Origin of the sequence: Edaphobacter bradus (assembly GCF_025685645.1) — a bacterium.
In the GTDB taxonomy this organism is placed as follows: domain Bacteria; phylum Acidobacteriota; class Terriglobia; order Terriglobales; family Acidobacteriaceae; genus Edaphobacter; species Edaphobacter bradus.
This window is the reverse complement of record NZ_JAGSYF010000004.1, coordinates 484,797-500,083: the sequence shown is the minus strand read 5'-3', so window position 1 is coordinate 500,083 and position 15,287 is coordinate 484,797. Positions and strand designations below refer to the sequence as shown.

17 protein-coding genes are annotated in these 15,287 nt (G+C 61.5%); 14 read left to right on the top strand and 3 right to left on the bottom strand.

Translation table 11 applies throughout. From position 1 onward, the window contains the following. Positions 1-56 precede the first annotated feature (56 nt). The 3 genes from OHL16_RS17175 to OHL16_RS17165 form a co-directional block, all read right to left on the bottom strand. Positions 57-653 (bottom strand): outer membrane protein, encoded by a 597-nt coding sequence (locus tag OHL16_RS17175; protein ID WP_263368408.1) that lies wholly within the window; start codon positions 651-653, stop codon positions 57-59. A 198-nt stretch (positions 654-851) separates the two neighbouring features. Beyond that, positions 852-1,319, bottom strand: a complete 468-nt coding sequence (locus tag OHL16_RS17170; RefSeq protein WP_263368407.1) for a Spy/CpxP family protein refolding chaperone — start codon at positions 1,317-1,319, stop codon at positions 852-854. A gap of 114 nt (positions 1,320-1,433) precedes the next feature. Further along, positions 1,434-2,357: a LysR family transcriptional regulator gene (locus tag OHL16_RS17165; RefSeq protein ID WP_263368406.1), complete on the bottom strand. Its 924-nt coding sequence runs from the start codon at positions 2,355-2,357 to the stop codon at positions 1,434-1,436. Positions 2,358-2,475: 118 nt separating this feature from the next. On the opposite strand from OHL16_RS17165, the gene OHL16_RS17160 reads away from it, so the two are divergent. The 14 genes from OHL16_RS17160 (at position 2,476) to ilvC (ending at position 15,159) form a co-directional block, all read left to right on the top strand. Then, complete coding sequence (locus OHL16_RS17160; RefSeq protein WP_263368405.1) at positions 2,476-3,657, top strand: 2-isopropylmalate synthase; 1,182 nt, start codon at positions 2,476-2,478, stop codon at positions 3,655-3,657. 106 nt (positions 3,658-3,763) lie between these two features. Further along, positions 3,764-4,867: a 3-isopropylmalate dehydrogenase gene (gene leuB / locus OHL16_RS17155; RefSeq protein WP_263368404.1), complete on the top strand. Its 1,104-nt coding sequence runs from the start codon at positions 3,764-3,766 to the stop codon at positions 4,865-4,867. Between the two features lie 8 nt (positions 4,868-4,875). Beyond that, complete coding sequence (locus tag OHL16_RS17150) at positions 4,876-5,052, top strand: hypothetical protein (RefSeq protein WP_263368403.1); 177 nt, start codon at positions 4,876-4,878, stop codon at positions 5,050-5,052. Between the two features lie 17 nt (positions 5,053-5,069). After that, the gene (locus tag OHL16_RS17145) at positions 5,070-5,744 is read left to right on the top strand and encodes a hypothetical protein (protein WP_263368402.1); all 675 of its coding nucleotides are present in this window, start codon (positions 5,070-5,072) and stop codon (positions 5,742-5,744) included. Positions 5,745-5,746: 2 nt separating this feature from the next. Continuing rightward, the gene (gene leuC / locus OHL16_RS17140; RefSeq protein WP_263368401.1) at positions 5,747-7,213 is read left to right on the top strand and encodes a 3-isopropylmalate dehydratase large subunit; all 1,467 of its coding nucleotides are present in this window, start codon (positions 5,747-5,749) and stop codon (positions 7,211-7,213) included. After that, positions 7,210-7,674, top strand: coding sequence for a GyrI-like domain-containing protein (locus OHL16_RS17135; protein WP_263368400.1), 465 nt, complete (start codon positions 7,210-7,212; stop codon positions 7,672-7,674). Before leuC ends, OHL16_RS17135 begins: the two co-directional genes overlap by 4 nt. 18 nt (positions 7,675-7,692) lie before the next feature. Next, positions 7,693-8,328, top strand: coding sequence for a 3-isopropylmalate dehydratase small subunit (gene leuD / locus OHL16_RS17130; RefSeq protein WP_263368399.1), 636 nt, complete (start codon positions 7,693-7,695; stop codon positions 8,326-8,328). Next, a complete protein-coding gene (locus OHL16_RS17125) occupies positions 8,325-8,831 on the top strand; it encodes a hypothetical protein (RefSeq protein WP_263368398.1) in 507 nt (168 codons plus the stop codon). Before leuD ends, OHL16_RS17125 begins: the two co-directional genes overlap by 4 nt. After that, positions 8,828-10,519, top strand: coding sequence for a dihydroxy-acid dehydratase (gene ilvD / locus OHL16_RS17120; RefSeq protein WP_396127210.1), 1,692 nt, complete (start codon positions 8,828-8,830; stop codon positions 10,517-10,519). Before OHL16_RS17125 ends, ilvD begins: the two co-directional genes overlap by 4 nt. A gap of 18 nt (positions 10,520-10,537) precedes the next feature. Continuing rightward, entirely contained in the window at positions 10,538-11,128 is a 591-nt protein-coding gene (locus OHL16_RS17115; RefSeq protein ID WP_263368396.1) for a hypothetical protein, read from the top strand. A 51-nt stretch (positions 11,129-11,179) separates the two neighbouring features. Continuing rightward, positions 11,180-13,006 (top strand): biosynthetic-type acetolactate synthase large subunit, encoded by a 1,827-nt coding sequence (gene ilvB, locus OHL16_RS17110; RefSeq protein ID WP_263368395.1) that lies wholly within the window; start codon positions 11,180-11,182, stop codon positions 13,004-13,006. After that, on the top strand, positions 13,007-13,354 hold the full coding sequence (locus tag OHL16_RS17105; RefSeq protein ID WP_263368394.1) for a hypothetical protein: 348 nt from the start codon (positions 13,007-13,009) through the stop codon (positions 13,352-13,354). It abuts the gene before it with no gap. A gap of 29 nt (positions 13,355-13,383) precedes the next feature. Beyond that, positions 13,384-14,004, top strand: a complete 621-nt coding sequence (gene ilvN, locus OHL16_RS17100; protein ID WP_263368393.1) for an acetolactate synthase small subunit — start codon at positions 13,384-13,386, stop codon at positions 14,002-14,004. A 129-nt stretch (positions 14,005-14,133) separates the two neighbouring features. Beyond that, positions 14,134-15,159: a ketol-acid reductoisomerase gene (gene ilvC, locus OHL16_RS17095; protein WP_263368392.1), complete on the top strand. Its 1,026-nt coding sequence runs from the start codon at positions 14,134-14,136 to the stop codon at positions 15,157-15,159. Positions 15,160-15,287 lie beyond the last annotated feature (128 nt).

Here is a 15,287-nt window from a genome sequence, read left to right as displayed (position 1 = left end):
CAAAATGCCCCGGAGCAACTCCGGGGCATTCCTCATTTCCAGCGAAGAGCAAAACCTTAGAAGTGGTAAGCGACACCTATTGCCGGTAGCGACACAAGCTCATAGCGGTTCGTCTTGAAGTTGGTCAGGCCGAAGTCCGGAGCCTTCACGATAAAGCCGCGATACTCGGCGCGGATGTCCCAGCTTGGGCTAAGTTCATAGGCCACACCGCCGCCGAATAACGCGCCGATGTTCGTGTTCTGCTTGGTGTCGAGCAGGTTCGTGCCCTCATCGCGGATCGGCGAAAAGATCAGGCCGCCCACGCCGGCTTCCAGAAACGGGTTGAAGTTCCTGAAGTTCATGTTGAAGACATAGGCTCCGGTAATCTCCTGCTGGCGGGCGTGCACCCGGCCATTCGGAAGAAAGCTGGTCCGGTACTTGTAGGAGTTCTCCGCAAACGAATAGTTCACCTCCAGCGCGCTGCGAGGGGTGAGCATATAGCGATAGCTCCCAAGGAAGCCCAGCGTGCTGGTCGTACTCAAGTGCACTGCGTTGCCATCTACATGCGGCGCGAATACGCCAATGGCGCTTACGCTCACGTCCTGCCGACTCTCCTGCGCAAACCCGGCAGCCGCTACGAGCAGTAGCGCGCCCAACAACATCGTCTTCTTCATTCTTCGCTAGACCCCTTCAAATTCGTCCGTAACGTCCCAGGTTATCCCGAGGCGATTTCGCTGCCGCCGCAGTGCAACTTGCAGATGTCATTTCATTGTAACCGCATGGACGGAATCTCATGGGTCTGCCATACGCAAGAAAGCCGAAGGAATCTCCGCCCTCGGCCTTCTTTTCCACCTCAGTTTTCGAGCCCTGCGCTACTGCGGAGGAGGCGGTGGTGGTGGCGCTCCTCCGCCGTTACGGTTCTGCATCCGCTCCTGTGCCTTGGCCTTCATCTCGGCTCGGAGCGCGTCGTACTTGGTCTTCTGATCATCCGTCAGCAGCGCGCGGATCTTGTCCTGCGATGCTTTGTGGAGGTCCATCATCTTCGCGTGCCTGTCGGCAGGGGAGAGCGACGTGTCGTCCCGAAGAGCCTTCATCTGGCTCATCGTGTTGTCGTCGATCGCCTTCACCTGGCTCACCTGATCCGGTGTCAGGTTCAATTGCTCGGTCAGGAACTTCAGATTGTGTTCTCCCATCCCTGGGCCGCCACGATGCCCGGCCTGCGGGAGTCCCGGAGGTGGAGCCGTATCCTGCGCCATCAACGGCATTGCGCACAGCAGACTGAAAACGAGCGCCAGTGCCGCCGTCCATGAGCCTGATTTGCGAAACAGAGTCTTCATCATCGGATTTGTCACCTCACATCTCATCCACCGGAAGCCGGGGCGAGTCTGCCCGTACAGACGTGAACTCACGAAAAATGTTCCGCCTCGATGACGAAAAAGTAGCCTGTTGCGCCCCTAGGCCCCCCGCTCCGGCAAGAAACAGTAGGGATCGCCATGTCGCGCTGAGTAAGCTTCAACAATCTTCAGAAAGGCCAGCGCCGCATGAGACAAGCTGGCCTGCCTCCGGTAGACCAGCCGCAGCCTGCGCTCGATCTGCAGTTCAGGCACCTTTACCCGCACCAGCGCGCCGCTCTCCAGCTCCGGCCGCACCGTCAGGCCCGGAACCAGCGCCACGCCGTTGCCCATCTCCACAAACCGCTTGATGGCCTCCAGCGAAGGCAGCTCCACTCCCATCTGCAGCGGCGTCTTATGCTTCCGAAACGTCTGAATCACCTTCTGCCTCTGCGGCGAAGCGACGTTATGCGCAATAAAGTTCTGCGCCCCAAGCTGCTTGATCGAGACCTTCTCCTCCCGCGCCAGCGGATGCCGCGGATTAACCACAAATGCCAGCTCGTCCCGGTACACCACCGTCGACTTGAGCTGCGCATCATCCGGCCGGAACGAAAGCACACCGATCTCAACCGAGTGCATCAATATCTCGTCCGAGATCCTGCTCGCCAGAGCCCGCTGCACCGCCAGCTTGATCCTCGGGTTGTGCCGCCGAAACTCATCGAGGACGCGCAGCAGATACAGGCATGTGTACTCGTTCGCCGCCAGGTTCAGACGCCCCCGGTGCAGCGATCGCAACTCTGCCAGAGCCTCGGACGCCTCGCCGCGCAGATTCAGTAACTTAGCGGCATAATCCTTCAGAACTTCGCCTGCATCCGTAAGCGTCCCATCCCGCGATGTCCGCTCAAACAGCACCTCGCCCAGCTCACCCTCGAGCTTCGCGATTGCCTGACTTACCGCAGGCTGAGTACGATGGAGGCGTGCCGCGGCGCGCGAGAAGCTTCGTTCCTCGGCGACCGCCAGAAACGTCTCCATTTGGACCAGATCCAAGTTTCACCTCGCTGCGGCCGAAGAATTACCGGCTTCAATATGACGATTAGAAGTTCTGATACTCTCGAATGCCATCATAAGCCGGAGTTATACTAACGTCCAGACCGGGAGTTATTCTATGCTCGAGCCAAATCAGATCGTCTTCTTCGATACCACCCTCCGCGATGGCGAGCAGTCCCCCGGCTGCACCATGCACCATGACGAGAAGCTCCGGCTGGCGCATCAGCTCCGCGACCTCGGCGTCGACATCATCGAGGCCGGCTTCGCCATCGCCTCCGAAGGCGACTTCCACGCCGTGCAGACCATCGCCCGCGAGGTCAAAGGCACCCGCATCGCCTCGCTCGCCCGCTGCAAGCGCGAGGACATCGAAGCCGCCGGTCGCGCCGTCCAGCCCGCCGCCAGCAATCGCGTCCACGTCTTTCTCGCCTCGTCCGACCTACACCTCGAAGCGAAGCTCAAAATCACCCGCGAGCAGGCGCTCGACCAGACCGCCGAGTCCGTCCGCTTCGCCCGCACCTTCGTCGATGACGTCGAGTTCTCCACGGAAGACGGCACCCGCACCGACCCCGAGTTCCTCGTCAAGATGATCACCGTTGCTGTGCAGGCCGGAGCCTCCACCATCAACATCCCCGACACCGTCGGCTACACCACGCCCGCCGAGTACGAAGCCATCTTCCGCATGGTCAAACAGCGCGTTCCGGGAATCGAGAACGTCGTCCTCTCCGCGCACTGCCACGACGACCTCGGAATGGCCGTCGCCAACTCGCTTGCAGCCATCCAGGGCGGAGCCCGCCAGGTCGAGTGCACCATCACTGGCATCGGCGAGCGCGCCGGCAACGCCGCACTCGAAGAGATCGCCGCAGCCATCATGGTCCGTCGCGACCGCTTCCCTTACACGCACCACATCAAGATGGACCAGCTCTACCCCACCAGCAAGTTGCTGGCGGAGTTCATCAGCTTCGGCGTATCGCCCAACAAGGCCGTTGTCGGAGCCAATGCTTTCGCCCACGAATCGGGCATCCATCAGCACGGCGTCCTCGCCAACCCGCTCACCTACGAGATCATGACGCCCGAATCCGTCGGAGTCGCGCACACCAATCTCGTCCTGGGCAAGCACTCCGGCCGCCGCGCCCTCGCAGACCGCCTCGAAAAATTAGGCTACGGCCTCACGCGCGAACAGTTGGACGACGTCTATCACCGCTTCACCGAACTCGCCGACCGCAAGAAAGCCATCTACGACCAGGACATCCTCGGCCTGCTTCAGCCGAACAAATCAATCCCGGTCGAAACTGTTCCCTAAGCCACGAGGTTTTGTCTTTCGGAGGGAGCAGCGGGCTTCAGCCCGCTGAACACGCGCCAACGTAAAAGGGGCTTAGCCCCGGAACAACGTCATAAGGAACTCAAGCATGCGTCTCAAGATTGCAGTCCTCGCCGGCGACGGCATCGGCCCCGAAGTCACCCGTGAAGCCACCAACATCCTCCGCGCCGTAGCGGAGCTTGGCAGCCACGACTTCACCTTCGTTGAAGCCCGCATCGGCGGCATCGCCATCACAGAGACCGGCTCGCCTCTGCCCACCGCTACGCTCGATGTCGCGCTCGACTCGGACGCCGTCTTGCTCGGCGCCGTCGGCGACAACAAGTTCAACTCGCTCACTCCCGACAAGCGCCCCGAGGCGGGCCTGCTTCAGCTCCGCCAAGCCTTAGGCGGTTACGCCAACCTACGCCCATCTGTCGCGTACAGCGCACTCTCATCGAGCTCGCCACTTCGCCCCGAGGTCACCAAAGACGTAGACATCCTCTTCGTCCGCGAACTCCTCGGCGGGCTCTACTTCGGCGCTCCACGCTCGTGGAACAAAGAGACCAATGAGGCCATCAACACCATGCGCTACACACGCGACGAGGTCGTTCGCGTAGCCCGCGTCGCCTTCGAGCTCGCTGCCAAACGCCGCAAGAAGGTCACCTCTGTAGACAAGGCAAACGTTCTCGAGGTCTCGCAACTCTGGCGCGCGACTGTCACCGAAGTTGCGAAGGACTACCCGGAGATCACACTCGAGCATCAGCTCGTCGACTCCATGGCGATGCACATCATGAACATCCCGCGCAACTTCGACGTCGTGCTTACAGAGAACCTCTTCGGCGACATCCTCTCCGACGAGGCCGGAGTCATCACCGGCTCACTCGGCATGCTGCCCTCTGCCACTATCGGCGGCCAGGTCAACCTGTACGAGCCCGTCCATGGCAGCGCGCCCGACATCGCCGGAACAGGCAAGGCGAATCCGCTCGGAGCCATCCTCACCGCTGCGATGGTCCTGCGCCACTCGGCCAACCTCGAGCAGGACGCCCGGGCCGTCGAACAGGCCGTCCACACCGTCCTCGAAGCCGGCTACCGCACCGCCGACATCGCCCGCGGAAGCGACACCCAGACCATCTCGACGCATGAGATGGGCAAGCGCGTTCACCAGGCTCTCACGGAGTCCATCGACCGCCGCCAGGCCCTGCACGCCGTATGAGTAAGCCGATGGTCCCGCGAACCAAAATGATCCTGATGAATCTCGCCGTAGCAGGGGCGATCATCTACCGATGGCTGCACGGCTCGCCAACAGTCCCGCTCATCATTACCGGACTCATCATGTTCCCGCTGGTCAACATTCTGATGGTCCTCGCTGCAAAGAACTCAGCTTTATCGAAAAAGTAAGGAGTCTCTGCTTAGGTTTGAATATGCGCCGCTCGCTCCAGCTCGCCGCCATCACCCTCCTCCTCGTCATAGGAGCCACTGCGGCGCGCGCGCAACTTCACCTCAAGCACGACAAACCGCAGACCGAAGACTTCTCCTGGCTCTGGCAGTACACACAGCCTGCACCCGACGGACAAAAGGCTGCACTACTCGCCGACTCACGTTTCGCTGACTTACTGAAAAATGAGCTAAAGGCCCCGCAGACCTTCTGGGGAAATGGCCTTCCGCTTAGCGAGGCTGCGTCTGCTTTTCTCTCAGGGAAGGGCCACGTAACCTCTACAGCCAATCGATACCTTACGATTACAGGTTGCGTGGTCGCACAGTGCACGCAGCGCGGTCTTCTCTGGATGGACCTTGGAGCAACGAAGCCGCTCATCGTCTTCGCTGCAATGCGTTGGGATGAGCAGAGCCGTACACCTGATGAAAAGGACGCACCATTCTCACTCTGGCTCTTCCCAGATCGCAACATTGATCCTCTGCATGTCCCGCTTCAATTGCAAAGTACCCTTGCCGACTGGACGAGGTCAGACGGCTGCGCTCCACAAATTCGTCTCGCTGCGGTCGTTGATACGGACGGAACGCCCCACCTGGCCACAACAGACAAGCTCGGAATCTCCTCAATAATCTGCACAAGCAACAGCACAGGAACCTAAGTATGAGCACAGCACCCCAATCAACACCCAAGACACTCTTCGAAAAAGTCTGGCAGCAGCACCTCGTCGCCGAGCCCGAGGGCGAGCCGACGATCCTCTACATCGACCTCCACCTCATCCACGAGGTCACCTCGCCACAGGCCTTCGACGGTCTCCGCATGGCTGGCCGCAAGCTGCGCCGCCCTGACCGCACCATCGCCACCGTGGACCACAACGTCCCCACCACCAGCGCCTACGACCGGCTCCACATCGTCGACCAGATCTCCGCCGCACAGGTCAACGCATTGCGTAAGAACTGCGCTGAGTTTGGCGTCGAGTTCTTCGATGTACAGGACGCCTCCCAAGGCATCGTCCACATGATCGGCCCCGAGCTAGGAGCCACCAAGCCCGGCATGACCATCGTCTGCGGCGACTCGCACACCTCGACGCACGGCGCATTCGGAGCCCTCGCCTTCGGAATCGGTACCAGCGAGGTCGAGCACGTCATGGCCACGCAAACCCTCCCGCAGTCAAAGCCAAAGACCTTCCGCATAACGGTCGACGGCGAGCTTCCCTTCGGCGTCACCGCCAAGGACATCATCCTCGACATCATCGGCAAGATCGGCACCGACGGAGCCACCGGCTACGTCATCGAGTACGCGGGCTCGGCCATCCGCGCGCTTTCTATGGAAGGCCGCATGACCATCTGCAACATGAGCATCGAGGCCGGAGCCCGGGCCGGCATGATCGCCCCCGACGAGACCACCTTCGCCTACCTCAAGGGCCGCCGCTTCTCGCCCACTGGCACAGCATGGGACGAGGCCGTAGCTCACTGGCGCACTCTGCCCACCGACCCCGGCGCGACCTATGACCGTGAGCTGCACATCGACGCCGCCACGCTTGCCCCGCGCGTCACCTGGGGAACCTCGCCCGGCATGGTCACTGGAATCGACGGCAAGGTTCCCTCCGTCGAAGACGCGCGGACCGAAGCCGACCGCAAGTCCTTCGCCCGCGCCCTCGAATACATGGGCCTCAAGCCCGGCACGCCGATGCAGGAAATCAAGGTTGACGCCGTCTTCCTCGGCTCCTGCACCAACGCCCGCATCGAAGACCTCCGCGCCGCCGCAAAGGTCGTCAAAGGCCACCACATCGCGACCACCGTGCGCGCGATGGTCGTCCCTGGCTCTCAGGCCGTCAAGCGCCAGGCCGAGCAGGAGGGCCTCGACGCCATCTTCAAGACCGCGGGCTTCGAGTGGCGCGAGCCCGGCTGCAGCATGTGCCTCGGCATGAACCCCGACATCCTCTCCCCCGGCGAGCGCTGCGCCTCCACCAGCAACCGCAACTTCGAAGGCCGCCAGGGCCGCGGAGGCCGCACCCACCTCGTCTCCCCTGAGATGGCAGCAGCCGCTGCCATCACCGGCCACTTCACCGACATCCGTCAATGGAACTCCAATAGCTCAGAAAAATCTTCCCCGGAAGGTAGAGCATGATCGAAACGCCGTATATCACGCAAACCACCGAGCAGCACACCGCCGCGCTCCATCTCACCGTCCCGAGCGACCAGATCCGTAGCGTCATGGGTCCCGGAGTGCAAGAGGTCCTCGCCGCGATCTCTGCTCAGGGAATCGCTCCCACCGGCCCATGGTTCACCCACCATTTCAGAAGGCCTACCGACACCTTCGACTTCCAGATCTGCTTCCCCGTCTCGCAGCCCATCGCTCCCGCCGGTCGCGTCGTCCCGTCCACATGGCCGGCCATGACCGTGGCCAGAACGATCTTCCACGGAAACTACAGCGGCCTTCCCGCGGCGTGGAGAGAGTTCCACGAGTGGCTCGACGCGAACGGACACAAGACCGCAACCGACCTCTGGGAGCGGTATCTCATCAATCCCGACTCCAGCCCGGACCCGTCCACCTGGCGCACTGAACTCAATCGTCCACTCATCGACTAACTCGCCTCCGGAGCCTCAATGGAACCCATCAATATCCTCACCTCCAAAGCCGCCCCGCTGCCGCTGCCCAACATCGACACGGACCAGATCATCCCCAAACAGTTCCTCAAACGCATCGAGCGAACGGGCTACGGCGAGTTCCTCTTCTACGACTGGCGCTATAACTTCGACGATGCCGGCCACCCCGCCACCAACCCCGACTTCGTCCTCAACAAACCTGAGCACAAGGGCGCCGAGGTCCTCATCGCCGAGCGCAACTTCGGCTGCGGCAGCTCGCGCGAGCACGCCGCCTGGGCGCTACAGCAGTACGGCTTCCGCGCCGTCATCGCCCCCACCTTCGCCGACATCTTCTTCTCCAACGCCGGCAAGAACGGCATGATCATCGTCCGCCTCACCGAAGACGAAGTCAAAACCCTGCTCGACCGCTGCACAAAGAACCCAGAGCACAAGCTCACCATCAACCTCGAAGCCCAAACCGTCACCGACGATCAAGGCTTCAACGCCCACTTCGACATCGACCCGTTCCGCAAATACTGCCTGCTGAATGGCCTCGACGATATCGGCCTAACCCTGCGCCAGGCCGAAGCCATCGACAAATTCGAAAGCCAACACGACAAAGAATTCTGGTCCGCACCAAAAGCCACCGTCGTATGAATTCGATAACCAACTTTGAAGGAACGCGAGCCAGCTACCGGCCAGACCGCATCACCACTCTTTTTGTGGGTGAGTCGGCGCCGCACGGCGGCACGTTTTTCTACAACCAGGACAGTGGGCTCTTTCGGGAGATACGAAAAGCATTTCGAGGCGAAGCGCGCTTTCTCGACAACTTCAAACGCAACGGCTTCTATCTCGACGACCTCGTGCTCGAACCCGTCAATCACTTGGAAGACAAGGATCGCCGCTCGTTCTGCAGGAAGGCAGTCTCGTCGTTTGCCAAAAGGCTACGGGACTATAACCCCAAAGCAGTTGTCATCCTGCTCATCTCGATCAGGCCGATGGTCCTGAAGGCAATGCATGAGGCGGGACTATCTTGTCAGACCTTTTGCACCCCGTATCCCGGTTTCGGAAACCAGCCCCGCTTTCATAAAGCCATGACCGAGATCATCCCCAATCTGCCTGTCGCAAGTGGCAACAAATGGAAGGAATACCACTCTTGAGCATCGTCGATCCCAAGCAGCACTCCAAAGTCCTCACCGAAGGCCCAAGCCGAGCGGCCGCCCGCTCCTACCTGCGCGGAGTCGGCTTCTCCAAAGAAGACCTGCACAAGCCCATCATCGGCATCGCCAACACCTGGACCGAGATCGGCCCTTGCAACTTCCATCTCCGCCAGGTCGCCGAAGCCGTTAAGCAGGGCGTGCGCGAGGCCGGCGGAACCCCCATGGAGTTCAACACCGTCACCATCTCCGACGGCATCACCATGGGCACCGAGGGCATGAAGGCCTCGCTCATCTCGCGTGAGATCATCGCCGATTCCATCGAACTCGTCACGCGCGGCAACAGCTTCGACGGCCTTATCTGCATCGCAGGATGCGACAAGAACATGCCCGCCGCCATCATGGCCCTCGCCCGCCTCGACATCCCCGGCCTCATGCTCTACGGAGGCTCCATCGCGCCCGGCCACCTACCCCAATCCGACGGCACCACCAAAGACATCACCATCCTCAACGTCTTCGAAGCCATCGGCTCCCACGCGGCTGGAAAGATAAATGATGCCCAGCTAGAAGCCGTAGAAGCCGCCGCTTGCCCCGGCCCCGGAGCCTGCGGAGGCCAGTTCACCGCCAACACGATGGCCATGGCCGCCGAGTTCCTCGGCATCTCTCCCATCCAGCTCACCGGAGTCCCCGCCATGTCGCCCGAGAAGGCCAACGCCTCGCGCGAGGCCGGCAAGCTCGTCATGCATCTGGCAAAGAACGATCTCCGGCCCACCAAAATCCTCACCCGCCAGTCCATCGAGAACGCCATCGCCGCCGTCTGCGCCTCCGGAGGCTCCACCAACGCCGTCCTCCACCTCATCGCAATCGCCAGCGAGCTCGACATCCCGCTCTCCATGGACGACTTCGACAAGATCAGCGAGCGCACTCCCTTCATCTGCGACCTCTCCCCCGGCGGCAAGTACGTCGCCAAGGACTACCAGGACGCTGGCGGCTCGCGCGTCCTCGCCAAGCGCCTCATGGAGCGCGGCGCATTGCATGACACCATCACGGTCACCGGCAAGACCCTCCACGAAGAAGCGAAGCTCGCGCAGGAGACGCCCAACCAGCCCGTCATCCACAACTGGGACAAGCCGCTCAAGCCCACCGGAGGCCTCGTCATCCTCAAGGGCAACCTCGCGCCCGAGGGCTGCGTCATCAAGGTCGCCGGCCACGAGCGCATCAATCACACCGGCCCCGCGCGCGTCTTCGACTCCGAGGACGCCTGCTTCGCCGCCGTCGAGGCCGGAAAGATCAATCCCTCCGACGTCCTCGTCATCCGCTACGAAGGCCCCAAGGGAGGCCCCGGCATGCGCGAGATGCTCGCCGTCACCGCCGCCATCAAGGGCATCCCCGAGCTCAGCGAAACCGTCGCGCTCCTCACTGACGGCCGCTTCAGCGGAGCCACCCGCGGCCTCATGGCCGGCCACGTAGCCCCCGAAGCTCAGCTAGGCGGCCCCATCGCCGCCGTCCGCGAAGGCGACAAGATCACCTTCGACATCCCCAACCGCGAGCTGCGCCTCGAAGTCCCAGCCGAAGAGATCGCCGCCCGCCTCAAGTCCTGGAAGGCCCCCGAACCCCGCTACAAGCGCGGAGTCTTCGCCAAGTACGCCAACAGCGTAAGCAGCGCAAGCGAAGGCGCTGTCACAACCTAATGAACCCGGAAGAATGTTATGCGCCCATACACAGAGTCATTTGAACAAGAACAGATTAAGAAGATTGCTTCTCTCATCAGCGCTCTATCAGAGCTTGGCCAAAATCCGACAAGATACAAACTGTACACCTCGGAAATAGCTGACTGTCTATCGATGGGCCTTCTGTTGGCGGCCGTGTCTGTAAGTTCGTCGTTGCTGGAGCTATTTGTACGCGATCTCTCAGTGGCACTTGCACTGCAGACTCGTCTTGACGGGGACATGTCGCGTTTCGGGGAAGTGGAAAGAGAACTGGAAGGAGACAGGAACAACACCTTCGAGTCGATGTTGACTCAATTGGAGCCTGCGGTAATCACACCTAGCGATGCTGAATCGATGCGAACTTTCTATAAATCGACTCGGATCCCGTTTGCGCACGGCTTGGTGAGACGACTTGGGAAGGAATCCGTTGAATTTCTAGAGGACCACTTCTCCCTTCTTATGAGACAGGGGAAGTTGGAGGGCCGGTTAGAAGAAGAAGCGCTTGTGGAGATCGAGTTTGTCGTGGGAATGCTACAGCGGTACCGACCTTGGCTGATAAGGCGCTACAACTCCACCGCAAGTGCGCAATAAATCAGCTTTGAACATGAAATCCGAGAGGACCCGAGGCAGAAGGAGCCAATCATGACCGACAACAATCAAAACGCACACCCCACCCTAACCGGAGCCGAAATCCTCTGGGCCACGCTAGTAGGCGAAGGTGTCACCACGGTCTTCGGCTACCCCGGCGGAGCCATCCTCCCCGCCTACGACGCTCTGCGCAAGTTCCCCATCCACCACGTCCTCGTGCGCCACGAGCAGGGAGCCGCGCACATGGCCGACGGCTACGCGCGCGCCTCGGGCAAGGTTGGAGTCGCCATCGCCACCTCCGGCCCCGGCGCGACCAACCTCGTCACCGGTATCGCCACGGCCATGATGGACTCCATTCCCATCGTCTGCATCACCGGTCAGGTCTCGAGCAAAGTTCTCGGCAGTGACGCCTTCCAGGAGATCGACATCACCGGCATCACCCTGCCGATTACGAAACACAACTTCGTCGCCACGCGCCCCGACCACATCGCGCCCATGCTCCGCCAGGCCTTCCAGATCGCCCAGTCCGGCCGCCCCGGCCCCGTGCTGGTCGACATCACCAAGGACGCACAGCAGGGCACCGCGCTCTTCAACTTCGACGACGCCCAGCCTGGGCCCTACCGCCCGCATCCCATGCTCCGAGCCGAAAGCTCCGCGGCCCGCGAGGCCATCGAGCTCATCAAGCAATCGAAGAAGCCCGTCATCCTCGCCGGCCACGGCATCAACCAGTCCGGTGCCGAAAAAGAGGTCATCGAGTTCGCCGAGCGCCTCCACATCCCCGTCGCCAGCACGCTGCTCGGCCTCGGCAGCTTCTCCGCCTCGCACCCGCTTTCGCTCGGCATGATGGGAATGCACGGCGAGTCCTGGGTCAACAACGCCATCCAGGAGTCCGACCTCCTCCTCGCCTTCGGCATGCGCTTCGACGACCGTGTCACCGGCAACCTCGCCAGCTACGCCCCGCACGCGAAGAAGATCCACATCGAGATCGACCCTTCCGAGATCAACAAGAACGTCAAGGTAGACGTAGCCCTCATCGGCGACCTCAAAGAAGTCCTCGAAACCCTGCTCTCCCTCATCCCCTCCTCAGAAGTGTCATCCCGACCGGAGCGCAGCGAAGCGGAGGGAACTGCTTCACCTTTGCAGAATGCCTGGGACCGCACCGAAGTCGACGCATGGCTCAAGCACATCAACACCTCCAAAGGCACCGCCGCCGTCCGCGACATCATCAACCTCCCCGACAACGGCCACCTCTACGCCGCGCACGTCATCCACGACATCTGGCGCGAGGCCGTAGCTGCCGGCCGCGAAAAAGAAACCATCATCGTCACAGATGTGGGCCAGCACCAGATGTGGGAGGCCCAGTACTTCCACCACACCGCACCCCGCACCCTCGTCACCAGCGGAGGCCTCGGAACCATGGGCTTCGCGCTCCCCGCCGCCATCGGCGCCAAGGTAGCCTGCCCGGAGAAAGACGTCTGGGTCATCGCCGGCGACGGAGGCTTCCAGATGACCGCCGCCGAGCTCTCCACCATCGTCCAGGAGAACCTCCACATCAACATCGCCGTCATCAACAACGGATTTTTGGGCATGGTCCGGCAGTGGCAGGAGACCTTCTACGACAAAAACTACGCCTGCTCGCCCATCCTCTCGCCCGACTTCGTCAAACTTGCCGACGCCCACGGCATCCCCGGCGCACACATCACCCAACGCAAAGATGTAACCCCCACAGTCACAAAAGCGCGCACCGCGCCGTCAGCCTTCCTTATCAACTTCGCAGTCGAAAAAGAAGACGGCGTCTATCCGATGATAGCCCCCGGCGCCGCCCTACACGAGATGGTCCGCCGACCCGACCCACTCATCGAAACCGCAGAGGACGAGTAGATGTCATTGCTAATTGCCTTGATTTATGCGCTTCCAGGTATCTTTTTGGGATGTTCGGTGTTGGCCTATAAACGTCGCAAACTGGCAGGCAAGATAACTATTGCAATATGGATCGCAACACTAAGTTACGGATGGTGGTTTCTACCTTTGCTCAACGAAAATCTTGTGGGCGCCGATCATAGCAAAACAAGATTCTCGATTATGAGCGGCAACGCAATTGTTTTATTGCTCACCGCCATTTTCGCGTTTGCAAACCGATCGAGCCGTCTGGTGTCTTTGGGAATCTCCTGCATTATGCTCGCCGTGCTGTGGGGTGGAGCGTGCTTCCTTACAACCGTCCGTCTTTGATTCATGACCGCTGAATTAGAAAGGCCCTCATGCTCCATACCTTCGTAGCCCTGGTAGACGACAAACCCGGAGTCCTAACCCGGGTCGCTTCCCTCTTCCGCCGTCTCAACGTCAACATCGTCTCCCTCACCGTAGGCGAGAGCGAGCGTGAGGGCGTGTCCCGCATGACCATCGTCTGCGACGCCCCCGAGCACGCCGCCGACCGCATCCGCGCCTCGCTCTACAAGCTCGAGATCACCCGCGACGTCGACGAGCTCGGTCGCGTCGAGGCCGTCATCCGCGAGCTCTGCCTCATCAAGGTCGCCGCCGGACCCAACCACCCGCACGGCCAGCAGTCGCGCTCGCAGATCTTCGAGCTAGCCAACGTCTTCCGCGCCCGCGTCGTCGACCTCGCCCCCGAGTCCATCATGCTCGAGATGACCGGCGCGGCCAGCAAGATCGAGGGCCTCCTGCAGGTCCTCCGCGAATCCAGCTTCGAGGTCCTCGAGGTCTCCCGCACGGGCCGCATGGCCATGCGCCGTGGCCACCACACCAGCCGCGTCCTCAAGGCTCTCGGCACCAACAACGGCGAGCAGCCTCACGCCGCCTACCCCAACCGCCCCGAGCCTCACGAAGACCTGCCCAACCAGTTCGCCGAGGACGAAACCTAGCGACCACGGATTACACGGATGGAACGGATGAAGAACAGAATCGAAACAAATCTGCGTTTAATCCGTGTTCTTCCGCGTCAATCCGCGGTCGTTTTACTGAGATACCCTACTAAATAGAAAGAGAGAACCATGGCAAAGACCTACCACGACCAAGACGCAGACCTCTCCCTCATCCAGGCCAAGAAGGTAGCCATCATCGGCTACGGCTCGCAGGGCCATGCCCATGCCCTCAACCTCAAGGACTCCGGCGTTGAGGTCCGCGTAGGCCTCCGCCCCGACTCTCCCAACGCCGAGCGCGCCCGCAAGGCCGGCCTCGTCGTCGACACCGTCGCCAACGTCAGCAAGTGGGCCGACGTCATCATGAACCTCACGCCTGACCAGACCGCCGCCAAGGTCCACAAGGCTGAGGTTGAACCCAATCTGGCCCCCGGCAAGACCCTCATGTTCGCCCACGGCTTCAACATCCGCTTCGGCACCATCGTCCCGCCCGCTGGCGTCGACGTCTCCCTCGTCGCCCCTAAGGCCCCCGGTCACCGCGTCCGCGAGGTCTTCACCGAAGGCGGCGGAGTCCCCGGCCTCGTCGCTGTCGAGCAGGACGCGAGCGGTAACGCTCTGAAGCTCGCCCTCAGCTACGCCAAGGGCATCGGCTGCACCCGCGCCGGAGTCCTCCAGACCACCTTCACCGAGGAGACCGAGACCGACCTCTTCGGCGAGCAGGCCGTCCTCTGCGGAGGCACCGCCGCCCTCGTCAAGGCAGGCTTCGAGGTCCTCACCGAAGCCGGCTACCAGCCTGAGCTCGCCTACTTCGAGGTCCTCCACGAGCTCAAGCTCATCGTCGACCTCATGTATCGCGGCGGCCTCGCCTACATGCGCCACTCCATCTCCGACACCGCCGAGTGGGGAGACTACATGGCCGGCCCCCGCATCGTCACCCACGAAACCAAAAAGGCCATGAAGAAGCTCCTCGAAGAGATCCAGGACGGCTCCTTCGCCAAGAAGTTCATCGAAGAGAACGAGACTGGCCGCCACGAGTTCGCCCGCATCCGCCAGCAGGAGGCCGCGCACCCCATCGAGACCGTCGGCGCCGGCCTGCGCAAGTCCATGCCCTTCCTCGACCCCGTCAAGGTCGTCGACGGAACCGTGCAGAAGGCCTGACGCCCGCCACAACCCGCTTCAACCATCAGGCCTCCTCAAGCAGGAGGCCTGATGGTTTCGCAAAGGATTGGTCCGTCCACAAACTCTTGCGCGAAGCTTTATCATTGTCTATAGCGAAGCTGCTGCAA

Bases quoted from the DNA above. Each gene is read 5' to 3' on its own strand.
- leuC (WP_263368401.1), top strand. From the start codon at position 5,747: ATGAGCACAGCACCCCAATCAACACCCAAGACACTCTTCGAAAAAGTC.
- OHL16_RS17160 (WP_263368405.1), top strand. From the start codon at position 2,476: ATGCTCGAGCCAAATCAGATCGTCTTCTTCGATACCACCCTCCGCGAT.
- OHL16_RS17105 (WP_263368394.1), top strand. From the start codon at position 13,007: ATGTCATTGCTAATTGCCTTGATTTATGCGCTTCCAGGTATCTTTTTG.
- ilvB (WP_263368395.1), top strand. From the start codon at position 11,180: ATGACCGACAACAATCAAAACGCACACCCCACCCTAACCGGAGCCGAA.
- leuB (WP_263368404.1), top strand. From the start codon at position 3,764: ATGCGTCTCAAGATTGCAGTCCTCGCCGGCGACGGCATCGGCCCCGAA.
- OHL16_RS17125 (WP_263368398.1), top strand. From the start codon at position 8,325: ATGAATTCGATAACCAACTTTGAAGGAACGCGAGCCAGCTACCGGCCA.
- ilvN (WP_263368393.1), top strand. From the start codon at position 13,384: ATGCTCCATACCTTCGTAGCCCTGGTAGACGACAAACCCGGAGTCCTA.
- ilvC (WP_263368392.1), top strand. From the start codon at position 14,134: ATGGCAAAGACCTACCACGACCAAGACGCAGACCTCTCCCTCATCCAG.
- OHL16_RS17150 (WP_263368403.1), top strand. From the start codon at position 4,876: ATGGTCCCGCGAACCAAAATGATCCTGATGAATCTCGCCGTAGCAGGG.
- leuD (WP_263368399.1), top strand. From the start codon at position 7,693: ATGGAACCCATCAATATCCTCACCTCCAAAGCCGCCCCGCTGCCGCTG.
- OHL16_RS17175 (WP_263368408.1), bottom strand. From the start codon at position 653: ATGAAGAAGACGATGTTGTTGGGCGCGCTACTGCTCGTAGCGGCTGCC.
- OHL16_RS17170 (WP_263368407.1), bottom strand. From the start codon at position 1,319: ATGATGAAGACTCTGTTTCGCAAATCAGGCTCATGGACGGCGGCACTG.
- OHL16_RS17135 (WP_263368400.1), top strand. From the start codon at position 7,210: ATGATCGAAACGCCGTATATCACGCAAACCACCGAGCAGCACACCGCC.
- OHL16_RS17115 (WP_263368396.1), top strand. From the start codon at position 10,538: ATGCGCCCATACACAGAGTCATTTGAACAAGAACAGATTAAGAAGATT.